1 protein-coding gene is annotated in these 236 nt (G+C 44.5%); it reads right to left on the minus strand.

Features of this window, described 5'->3' with window-relative positions; genetic code table 11:
* Positions 1-236 (minus strand): 1-acyl-sn-glycerol-3-phosphate acyltransferase (locus tag AB1471_RS17880; RefSeq protein ID WP_367781061.1); only part of this gene is annotated, 236 nt, incomplete at both ends.

Consider the following 236-nt stretch of genomic DNA (forward strand, 5'->3'; position numbering starts at 1 on the left):
GGCACAACAGGCACCTCTGCACTAAGTGCAGTATGGAAAGCCCCTGTTTTAAAAGGTAATAAACCACGCCCGTAGCTACGTGTTCCCTCTGCAAACATCCACACCGACAATCCTTTTTGTTTAATTTTAGCCGCCGCTTTAGAAATTGTCCCCGCCGCTTTAGAGCGATTCGATCTATCAATTAAAATATTACCAGACAACCAATAAAGCTGCCCAAAAAACGGGATCCACTTAAG

The organism is Jeotgalibacillus marinus (genome assembly GCF_040801915.1).
Lineage (GTDB): Bacteria > Bacillota > Bacilli > Bacillales > Jeotgalibacillaceae > Jeotgalibacillus > Jeotgalibacillus marinus.